5 protein-coding genes are annotated in these 10,567 nt (G+C 41.6%); 4 read left to right on the forward strand and 1 reads right to left on the reverse strand.

The features are described 5' to 3' along the window. The first annotated feature begins 15 nt into the window (after positions 1-15). The 4 genes from G459_RS0121415 to G459_RS0121430 are packed head-to-tail and all read left to right on the forward strand — an operon-like array spanning position 16 to position 6,602. Positions 16-1,326: an HlyD family secretion protein gene (locus G459_RS0121415; protein WP_026969457.1), complete on the forward strand. Its 1,311-nt coding sequence runs from the start codon at positions 16-18 to the stop codon at positions 1,324-1,326. A 24-nt stretch (positions 1,327-1,350) separates the two neighbouring features. Continuing rightward, a complete protein-coding gene (locus G459_RS0121420; protein WP_084454616.1) occupies positions 1,351-4,125 on the forward strand; it encodes a lantibiotic dehydratase in 2,775 nt (924 codons plus the stop codon). 3 nt (positions 4,126-4,128) lie between these two features. Then, positions 4,129-5,103 carry a thiopeptide-type bacteriocin biosynthesis protein gene (locus G459_RS0121425; RefSeq protein ID WP_084454617.1) on the forward strand — a complete coding sequence of 325 codons (975 nt, stop codon included), beginning with the start codon at positions 4,129-4,131 and terminating at the stop codon, positions 5,101-5,103. Positions 5,104-5,108: 5 nt separating this feature from the next. Next, positions 5,109-6,602, forward strand: coding sequence for a DUF6734 family protein (locus G459_RS0121430; protein ID WP_026969460.1), 1,494 nt, complete (start codon positions 5,109-5,111; stop codon positions 6,600-6,602). A 1,418-nt stretch (positions 6,603-8,020) separates the two neighbouring features. On the opposite strand, the gene G459_RS30220 is transcribed toward G459_RS0121430, so the two are convergent. Continuing rightward, positions 8,021-8,644 carry a T9SS type A sorting domain-containing protein gene (locus G459_RS30220; RefSeq protein WP_169725057.1) on the reverse strand — a complete coding sequence of 208 codons (624 nt, stop codon included), beginning with the start codon at positions 8,642-8,644 and terminating at the stop codon, positions 8,021-8,023. Positions 8,645-10,567 lie beyond the last annotated feature (1,923 nt).

The following is a 10,567-nucleotide window of genomic DNA, read 5'->3' on the forward strand; positions in this document are numbered from 1 at the left end:
GCATTATGTAAAACGATGAACGAACACGACTCTGAAATAATCGACTCGTATAGCGAGGAAATTCATGAGGTTATTGCTCAAGTCCCCTCGTGGACGATTCGCTGGGGCATTACCATTCTCTTTGCAGTCGTGTTGTTGGCGCTGTTTCTTTGTATGTTAATCCGCTATCCGGATGTGATTCTTTCGAGGGTTATAATTACAACGGAAGTGTCGCCAGTTAATGTCGTTGCTAATAGTTCTGGGAAGATCGAGATACTTGTTAAAAATGAACAGTCGGTGAATAAGGGAGATGTTCTGGCTTTTATAGAGAGCATCTCGGATAAGGAGGAGATTTTTCTGCTCCAACAAGAAATTGATCGGTTGGAGGAAAGCTTACAAGGGGCGTTTTCATCCGAAATTATTGCATTGAATAGTAGCTTGGAAGTTGGTGAACTACAAAATAGCTACACAGAATTTCTGGCAAGCGTACAAGAGCTTCGTACAGCGGAAAAGTTGGCGCTGCCTGGAACTAGACTGAAATCGATTGAAAGTAAAATTCTGCAATACAAAAGGCTAAATGAGCATCTTGAAAAACAGAAAGTGCTTCAAAAAGAAGAATTAGAAATAAGAAGTCGAACTTTCGAGATTGACAAGAAACTTTACACTGAAAAGGTGATAGCGGAAGTGGATTTTAATAAAATACAAGCAGCTTACTTGTTGAACATCAAAGACTATCAAGCTTCTGAAAATCAAATGTTAGCTAATGACATAGTGATTGCTGAACTCACAGCGCAGCTTGAACAGATTAAGTGGGAGGATATGCAGGAACTCGAACAAAAACGCAATGCCTTGGTAAACAGCCTTAGAAGACTGGAAGGACAAATACAACATTGGTACCGACAATTTATAATTACTGCGCCTATGGCAGGGCGCGCGGCCATCCTCAAATTTACTACGAACAATCAGTTTGTAAGAGAAGGCACTGAAGTGATTGCGATCGTACCAGAATCCCAGGAAATCTATGGGCAATTGCTTGTCCCCGTTGCAGGCTCTGGAAAAATCCTGGTCGGTCAGCAAGTGAATATTAAGCTTGACAACTTCCCTTATATTGAGTACGGTATTGTGACGGGAAGAATAAAAGAGATTTCTCCGATACCAAATGAAAATTTATATACCGTTTCCGTAGCACTTCCGTATGGACTTCGAACCAGCTTTCAGAAGACACTCCCATTTACTCAGCAACTATCTGGAAGCGGCGAAATCATTACCCGTGATATGAGTGTCTTTGACCGAATCTTTAATCAAGTGCATTCTATTTTAGACGGCAGTCCTAAGATTACAAATTAAACTTTTAATGAGAAAATAATACCCATGGTTCATCTTTTCCCTCACATACTTTACCGGGTTGCCGGGAGTTCAATGAAACCTCTAATGAGCTTCGGGAAGCACCCAATTGATGGGCGTATCCAAAACATCGAGGCCCACAAAGTTGCCCTGGAAAGGATAAGGGAATCAGTTAGCAAAAAGCTTTTTGAATTTATTCAGCATCAGTTCGACCCTGTTGTTCAGAATAAAGTACAAAATTTCCGTAGGAATTTTTACAACGGTAGAAATGTAAAACAAAGAGACTTTGATGCGGTATTGGAAGTGTTACCGGAATCATTGGTTTTGGATTTAGAGGATGTCAAGCATATGGAAGCTGTGCTTCGAGATGAGGAGCAGCACTTCACTGAAGAGATTCAGTCAATAACTGCTACTGAATGGAGAGAGTTACAGGTTGCAGCTCAGAACCAACTCCTGCAAAAAGGGATTGTACTTTCGGCTTTTGACTTTTTGAACGAAGTAATTGAGTTCTCTAACCGAAAAATTGATCGGATTACCAAAAGAGATCTACAGACTGGATTTGGTATTCTAAAGTATGTTACACGGTTTTCCGCAAAAACATCACCTTTCAGTTTTTTTACCAGCCTATGGTGTAGTGAACATCAGCGTACAGGCGGATGTAATTTAGATATTGAAGAGCCAGACGAGACAGTTATCGGTCACACCAGGTTGAACAACCTGCTTTTCAAATATTTGAAAGACCTTCTTACAAACTATCCTGAAGTATGCTTACGCTTGAGAATTCGACTAAATCCAACGGTTGTTTTCAATACTACATTTTTTAGCTACCTCGTTAACAATAACAACGTTGAGTCCTTTCAACAACTTGCCTCAGACCCCATTCTTAACCGAATTGTGGAGATACTCAATGGGGCTCAAAAAACCACGCTGGGTGAATTTGTAATGGTGCTTATCGAAGAAGTTGAGACTTCACAAAGCGATTTAGAGCAGTACCTTAAACAATTGATCGACTACGGATTTATAGAGTATAATTTGGGTATTTCTGGATTGGATCCCGAATGGGATGTCCGACTTGTTGAACTTGCTTCAACAGATCTCGCTGGAGTGCCTTGTATAAATGAGTTGTCTGATGTACTAGTTGAAATGCGGAAAACGGCTTCTGTATTCCATGAATTATCTCCAGTGCAAAGAAAGACTACGCTTACCGCCGTTAGTCAGTCGTTTCAAAATGTTTGTCAAAAAATTCAGTCTGCATCGGGCCAGTCTGAAGTAGGAAGTGCTTCCGATTCACTTAGTGCGGACCCTCAGGTCGACCAGCCCTTTCGTATCAGGACTTTCACACAGTATTTCTTTAAACCACGGCAGATTTTTTACGACGATTCTGTAAGGAAAGTATCTGCATTTCCCCCCCTATCAGAGCCGGTAGAAAGTCTTGCTTGGCTATGCCAGAATATAGACTCCATGAATCACTCTAACCGCGAAATGCGAAGACTACGAAACTACTTTGTGGATCGGTACGGAGTTGATGCAGTAGTTCCATTTTTAAAACTTTACCAAGATTATTATCGCGACGTAAAGAAAGCCATTGAGGCATTTGAGAAAAGGACCGAAATCAACTCAAATGGTTCTCCCGGTTCTGAAGGCCATGGAGAGGATAGTGCTCCGCCATACTACTTTTTGCCGGAGTTTGATCATAAGGATGCATCAGTCTTAGAGTGGCAGCATGCTCTTGGCCGGGAGGTCCTAAAGGATAATAAGGATCAGTCCTTTATTGAAATAACGCCAAGACATATTGAAGCTGTTAATAAGGAACTTGACTTTGCTCTCCCTGACTATAAACAGAATTCGTTTGGGGCATTTGTCCAATTTTACGTTGAGGGTGGTAAGGTGAACGGTGTGGTCAACTCTGTTTTTGCAGGCTATGGTAAATTACTTGGTCGTTTTCTCCATATCCTGCCAGAAAAGGCACTAAAAGACACCCGGCTATGGAACATGCAGTTTTCAGAACAAGATGTTCTTCATATTGAGAATACCGATGCATCATGTTTTAATGCCAATATTCATCCGGCAATGATGCCTTTTGAAATTCAAGTTCCAGGCGGCCAGAATAATCTTCCGGAGTCCGGGCAAATAAAAGTTGCTGAATTTGTCGTTAAGTTAAATGAAGCTGAAGACGAACTTGCCCTTGTTCATGCTCCATCCGGAAAGCGAAGCTTTATATATGATTTGTCTTTTCAAGGCAGCAAGGGTCGCTCCAATTTGTTTCAACTACTTAATAATTTTACTAAAATTAAGTATCCTTTGTTAAATACAGTTACGGCGGGGGTCAATCAGCATGTTGTCGCCAATAACACAAAAGAAATTGGCTGTAAAAAATATCCACGAATCACGTTTGCCGGTAATGTGGTTCTGCAAAGAAGAGCTTGGTTTTTGAACAAGTCAGAACTCCCGTTCCGACAAAATGCTGAGGACGACGGGAGCTATTTTCTAAAGGTGCGAACTTGGGCCCGCCACTTTGAACTACCTGATCATGTCTTCATCTATGTAGATCCGTTCCACTTTAATAGAGCTCCAGGATTACAGGGAGGGAGAGAAAAAGCAGCGACTGACGATTATAAACCTCAATACATTAATTTTAACAGCCCGGTAATGGTTCTTTTTTTGGAGAGGATTATACGGAAGGTGCCGACCGCTTTGAAGATAGAGGAAATGCTTCCTCAACCTGACCAGATCAAAACTAGGCAAGGAGATCCTTGGGTTACCGAATGTTTAGTTCAGTGGTACAACGATGACTGTTTGTGATATATGAAGATCTGGTTAGGCTTTTACTACTACTACACTGGCAATTGGGAACACTTTTTACGCACTTCCGTTTTTGATACTGTAAGGCAGGTGATGGATGAAAATCTTGCTGAGCAGTTCTTCTTTGTGAGATATTGGGAGAACGGACCACATATCCGGCTAAGATTTAAGGGACAAAAAGCTAAGCTCTATGGAGAGGTTAAGCCCCTTGTTGAAAAAGCGTTTAAGGAATATCTTGGCAAATTTTGTACTGACGATAACTCGATATCCCATCGAAATCCTGGATTTGTGTCTGATAAGACGATGATAATTGTTCCTTATGAGGCTGAGACAGATCGATATGGTGGAGAACAGGCGATGGCCATTTGTGAGCAACAATTTCAGAACTCATCGGAGGCTGTTTTTCAAGCCCTTATTGAAAACCCATCTTGGAATTACTCACAGGCGCTTGGTATTGCTATACAAATGCATATTGCCTTTGCTGTTAAGACAGGTATGACCAACTATGAAGCCTACCAGTTTTTTGCGCGACAATTTCAAAACTGGTTTCCCTCGGCCATCCATTCAAAGGTCGGCGCTTCGCCTGAAGAGTTGGATAAGTATAAAAGTGAAGTTCTGACCGCCTTTTCGGAATCTTTTGAAAAGCAGCGGGATGTGCTAGAACCTTTCGCCGAAACGATTAACCAAGGTCTCAGGGACAATATTACTGATTTTAGCTCTGCATGGTTTAGAGACTGGTGTGAGAATATTGAATTGATGCACGAAGCTCTTCTTAATTTGAAGAAAAAAGGTCGCCTGTTTGTACCAGAATCATTCCAGAAAGCTTTATTTATAGAACGTAGTATGCCGCATGAGTGGTACGTTTATGACAGCCTTTGCCACATGACGAACAATCGCCTTGGTATTCTAAATCAAGATGAAGGTTTCATTGGTTTTATTCTGGCCCGATTGTTCAAAGATATGAACCACCCAATTTAAATACAATGGACTTAAAGGTGATCCAGAGTTTTCGAATGAAGCAGGTAGTCAACGCAACGGGTCAGTACTTCGGATGGGGAAAACCTATTCACGCGCTGATTTCGCTTTCTTTGAGTTTATGGCAACTAAATCGCTTTTACAAGTCCGTCCTCGTTTATACGGATATAGAAGGAAAGGCCTTTCTTGATAAACTCAATTGTCTGGATGTGGAAATCAAAATTCTTCCAAATTTTCTTCCTGCAACTGGCACATTGGATAAGCTTTACGCTTGCAGTGAGCAAGCGGAGCCCTTCGTACATGTTGATTCCGATGTTTTTATCCAGACAAAGTTAACCATTTCAACATCCTCAGACTTTCTCCTTGTTCAGCATAATAATTTTGAAGTAAGTCGCGCGCATATGATCGCGATTGACTTAGCGGAAGAATCAGGCAATGAAGCCGGTGAGGTTACGGGCAATTTTTGTTTCGATACAAGTTTACTAGGCGGTAGTCACGGCCTTTTTTTCAGGGCTTATCTAAATGGAATAAATGGCAGTATTCCAATGCTGAATTTGAGTAAGTTGCGTGACACAGAATTACGGTTTTGGATTTATTCTGTACAACTAGCGAAATTCGCAGAAGAACAAAGAATGGCAATAAAGTTTCATCACGGACTTCCAACAGAGTTGCAGTATCCATTCCTTGTATCCCAACGGCTGGTCGCTCACAGCTATTGCAAATTACACGATGCATTAAAACAGGACCCGGTCACTGTTGAGGCGTTGTACAGGGTATATTATGGATGTAGTTCAGCATTTGTCGATGAGGTTATGTCATCTGCTTACGGATTTGGGATAGATCCAATGGTTCGGCCTGATGCCCCATCTTATATTAGAGCGAGTAAAGCGCTCGTAGCTACGGGCTTATTAGATAACACCGAAGTTGTTGATGTTCAGGCAATTTTGGACCTTTTGGATCATGAGTCGCAAAGTCAAATGTATCACCCCTTACTAAAAGACGTTTATCAATTTGAAAAGCACCGCAGTATATTTATAAAAGAACAACGCTTGACTAATCGGAGTCAAGCCAAAATACTGCCGAATCTCCCTACGGAGGATAAAGACCAGATGTTGAAAACGATACTTGCTCGTGCCGATAATATAAGTCTGATTGAAAGTAAGTGGGACTGGGCTGTACAACAATGTGATCTGAATGAATTCAGTGAGTTGAAAATACGCTACAATCTTGCTGAAAACGCTGGAGAACATGTCACGTTGTTGAAGTACGATCCTACTTTTGATTCGCTAGAGGAGATAAATTTGCTTAATGTCCTCGATATCGCATTACTGGATACCCTAACAAAACCCAGAGCAGTTGGCGATTTAATCGCAGAAGTTTACGGAATGTTTGTTAAAGCGGGCGATATCCAACAAAATCTCTTAACTGCCTTTGAGCAACTAGCCGTTAAGAGAATTGCCTATTTTGTCGCGCAACAGTATTTCCTAGTAATTAAGCAATGATAGGATATGATTAAAATTTATGTTCTGGTTGTTTTTCAAAGCGATTATTGAGTGATAGTTAGACAACATATTCGGACATTCCTATTCAATTCCTGGGTTAATTACTGCTAAAATTAAAAAAAATAGATGAATGATTACATTTTTTTCAACTAGCCAATTGAATGCTCAAATTTGTAGACAAGAATCATCGAGGTGGTGTTGGGCTTCTTGTATTAAAAGAGCACTAGAACAGGTTCAAATTGTAGCTATGCTTAGTGGATGGCCTCAAAATAAACCCGCAAGAATGGCTGTTGTAAGCGACCCTGCAAAAGGCATGAATTATGAACAGAATGTGACAGAACTATATAACGCTTGGAATTGGAGTAGATCAATTCTAGTTGTTACACCTTGAAGTAGAAAAACACGAAAGCATATTCTAGTAGACGGAGTCGCTAGATTGCTCTGACGAGATGGGCCTCTCACACCACCGTACGTATGGGGCACTTGCCTGCCCTGCATCCCGGCCCTTTACCAAGATCTTTTCCAGAGAGATTTTTATGGCCATTCCCCAGTTCGCAGATAGATTTCCGGCATTCAGGAGCATATTGATTCCTCTTAAAATTAATAGCCGGGCGGCGACTCTAGAATCATACGATTACCAGGCCAGGAGACTTCTCTGCCATCACCCAAAAAAACTGGTTTCCCCCTCACTTTTTTCGAATTTAAACCAAAAAATACCCGCTGGTTATTTTTTATCCCAACTAATCCCCTTTGCCTATTGTACTGCCCTCTTTTTGTTTGTTTTTGATTGCTAATCACATATTTTGATATTCCGACTAAAAACTCTTTCCTGTACTAAGTGCACCCATGACAGGCTCAAATTCCCATTCATCCCTACTTCCACTTGGAAGATTAAAAAACGGTGTATATGCTATCCTGTAAAAGATTCCCCCTCCGGGCTTCTGGTCTGAATCTATAGCCAAATCGTAAGGGTATGACTGCGCTTAAAATCACATTGTCAGTCAATTTTGAGGTAGTGAGGTCGAATTGGGCGATCTTTTCCAAGTAAGAAGGGATTCCGACACCTACTTCCATATGGTGATTTGACTTGCCATAGAATACGCTACCTCTAAGGGTATTGCGGGAGCTAAGTGGTCTTAGAATTTATTGTGTTGTGCACATTGAAAAACCTACACTGATATTCAGCTTGAGTTTTTTTTGGTAGATTATCTTTCCGTAATTCACAGCCTATCTGCCCGAAAACCCTCCAATTTCCGCATACAGATCATTTTTCGCCGTAAAGGTCTCCGCCTTCTCCTCTCCAACGACCTCTAAAGGTAATGCAGACTAAATTAGCAAAACTTTGATGAGAATTGATTTTGAATAGACTGACACTGCATTTTGGGTTAGAGTTAGATTCTTAAAGCATTAATGTTGGCTTACTGAATCAATATCTGTTCTCTTACTACTTTCTTTCCGTCGTAGATATGAAGAAAGTAAGTCCCGGCTCGGAGTCCGCTGATATCCAGCAGGACTTTTCCGTCTTTCGATTTTCCCGATTTGACCATTTGCTCGGCATGATCGAAAACTTCGACTCTAAATGCTTTGGATTCGGAGCTACCCGCATCTTCGCGCTGGGCTGAACCAGAATAGTTATCCGAATCGGCTAGGTTTTCAATATTGAGTTCGTTCCGAGCCGGATTGGGGTACACTTTGAAGCTACCTGTCGACATCATATAGTTGCATGGATAGACTGTTCTTCCTGTGAAGACAGTTGCTCCGCAGCCATTGTTCACCGAAACCCGGACAGTTCCGTAGGATGAGTTATTAGACGGAACGTAAAGCCTTATGGTATTAGTCGACGTGTTTTGTACAGTCCATCCTGAGGGATAAGTCCAGCTGTAGGTATAGCCGCTCTTATGGCCTCCCGGTACGTCAGCGGTGTAGGTATAGGCATTGCCGCTGCATACCATAGAAGTTCCCGATACGGACACCTGTGAAACTGCGAAGGGGCCAACTTGTACGGTGTAAGTTCTTGGGTCGCTATACCCTTGGTTGGGCATAGATGCTTGTACCGATATGGAGTAACTCCCCGCTGGGGTGTTGACTGGTGCTTTTATACCGACTGTTTCGGAATGTGAAAAAAGCGTATTTCCTCCCCCATTGATGGACCATCCCGACGGTGCAGTCCACAAATATTCATAATGGTAGAAACATTCAGAACCGGACGGATTTTGACTGGGTAATCCAGGGCTTGTCGTGAATGAATAGGACTGGCCAGAAACACACATCGAAGGTCCGGAAATTGGATTAGGTACAACTATTCTTGAATTTACAGTAATCGTTTTTGTTCCGCCGTTATATGGCCAACATGTTGCAGCGCCTACTTTAACTTGGTAGGTTCCAACATCTCCAAATGTATAACTGAAATTTTTGCCAAATCCTGATCCTACAATTTCATCGCCTTTATAGACATGCCATGCAAATTCGCAACTATTAACTTCCCACCCGGCAGGGAGTTCATAAGCATTGGCTGTATAGGTAATGGAGTTATCCGGACATACAGTAGTGGGGCCGGTAATAGTCACATCAACAGCATTCGCCTTATTGGAAATAACGAACGACGTCAAAAACACAAAAACAAAAATAAACTTCGGTAAGCACAGTCGATGTGCAGTCAATAGAACGGCGAGAACACTGGGAGGAACTGAGGTCATAGTCAAAATTTGTTTGCTTCTAAAAATTTCTTCTTCAATCTAAAACTAGTTTGAAAATAAACAATGATTTTCCTGTAAAAAAACTATGATTTTTTTTTCTCAGTACTGGTCAGTCAGTTTCTTTCAAATATGATGGCCTGTCGCCACTATTCGTTCAGTCGTTGCAGAAACCCGACTCCGGATGTGAAGATGTTTTTCATTAATTAGTTCAGTTCTGGAGAGGACTTTCAGAAGCCCAGTTTTCCCAAGACGTTTATAGGATTTCCTCCCGAATTGATCGTATGGACATTTTCGACATCGTGGTCTCATTATCCCCAAATGCAGATTCGCACTTCCCACGAATCTTCTTTTCAGACGCTTGAACGGCGGTAGCGATTTGAGCAAAGCGATCTGCGGAAGATTACTCTAACAGCGGGAATTACGGCTCTGAACAAAAAGGCTCTGACCAAGATTGTTATGATAAAGAGTGCTAAGTCAGAGATCTACATAAGAAAAAAGAATCATTTCTAAGAGATTTGTTTAATTTTTTTAAGTCCTTAGAATGAAACATTGAGAATTGGTCAGGATTGTTGGGTGGGAGTTGAAATTCCAGCTAATTCCCGAAGGTAGTTGACTGTCACCTCCGATTTTCAAATCGATTGTTTCGGCAGTTACACCCAAATGATTTTGCTCTTGTGAACGTAGAAGTGGCTTTTTTTAACCTGTATTTCTCCAAACAGAAGCTTTGACCATTATTTTGTTGTTCTTGGTGACTTAGTAACACCAGCGTGGACTTGCTCCTTTGAGAAGATTTAGTTGAATCAGATCGTTGCAACCACGAGGACAAAGTATCGCAATATCCACGGTTCCTTTTTTCGCCAATAATATAAATTTTTCGTTTACTCAGATGCTCGGGAAGATCGTCAACATAGAGATGATTATGTGCAGGTTGGGGCCATTTCCTAAGCTTTTTACTCCCTTTGTTAAGGTTGTGTTTAATTTCAATTCCAGTGTGGTGCGATTGAAGGCGCGCAAGTTCTACCGCATGTTAACTGACGTGTTTTCTTTCAATTCCAGTATGGTGCGATTGAAGGGAGGGAGCATGATGTGCATCTTGCCCTCAAACCACATTTCAATTCCAGTATGGTGCGATTGAAGGATCCGCCTTGGCTTCCTCGACTTGCGTCTTCACAGAATTTCAATTCCAGTATGGTGCGATTGAAGGTATCGGCTCCTGGAGCAGGTGAAGATTTTCCCTTACATTTCAATTCCAGTATGGTGCGATTGAAG

Origin of the sequence: Algoriphagus terrigena DSM 22685 (assembly GCF_000429445.1) — a bacterium.
In the GTDB taxonomy this organism is placed as follows: domain Bacteria; phylum Bacteroidota; class Bacteroidia; order Cytophagales; family Cyclobacteriaceae; genus Algoriphagus; species Algoriphagus terrigena.

What these genes read in the sequence shown, in the direction of transcription:
- G459_RS30220 (WP_169725057.1), bottom strand. Translation starts at nt 8,644, where the DNA reads ATGCCCAACCAAGGGTATAGCGACCCAAGAACTTACACCGTACAAGTT.
- G459_RS0121430 (WP_026969460.1), top strand. Translation starts at nt 5,109, where the DNA reads ATGGACTTAAAGGTGATCCAGAGTTTTCGAATGAAGCAGGTAGTCAAC.
- G459_RS0121415 (WP_026969457.1), top strand. Translation starts at nt 16, where the DNA reads ATGAACGAACACGACTCTGAAATAATCGACTCGTATAGCGAGGAAATT.
- G459_RS0121420 (WP_084454616.1), top strand. Translation starts at nt 1,351, where the DNA reads ATGGTTCATCTTTTCCCTCACATACTTTACCGGGTTGCCGGGAGTTCA.
- G459_RS0121425 (WP_084454617.1), top strand. Translation starts at nt 4,129, where the DNA reads ATGAAGATCTGGTTAGGCTTTTACTACTACTACACTGGCAATTGGGAA.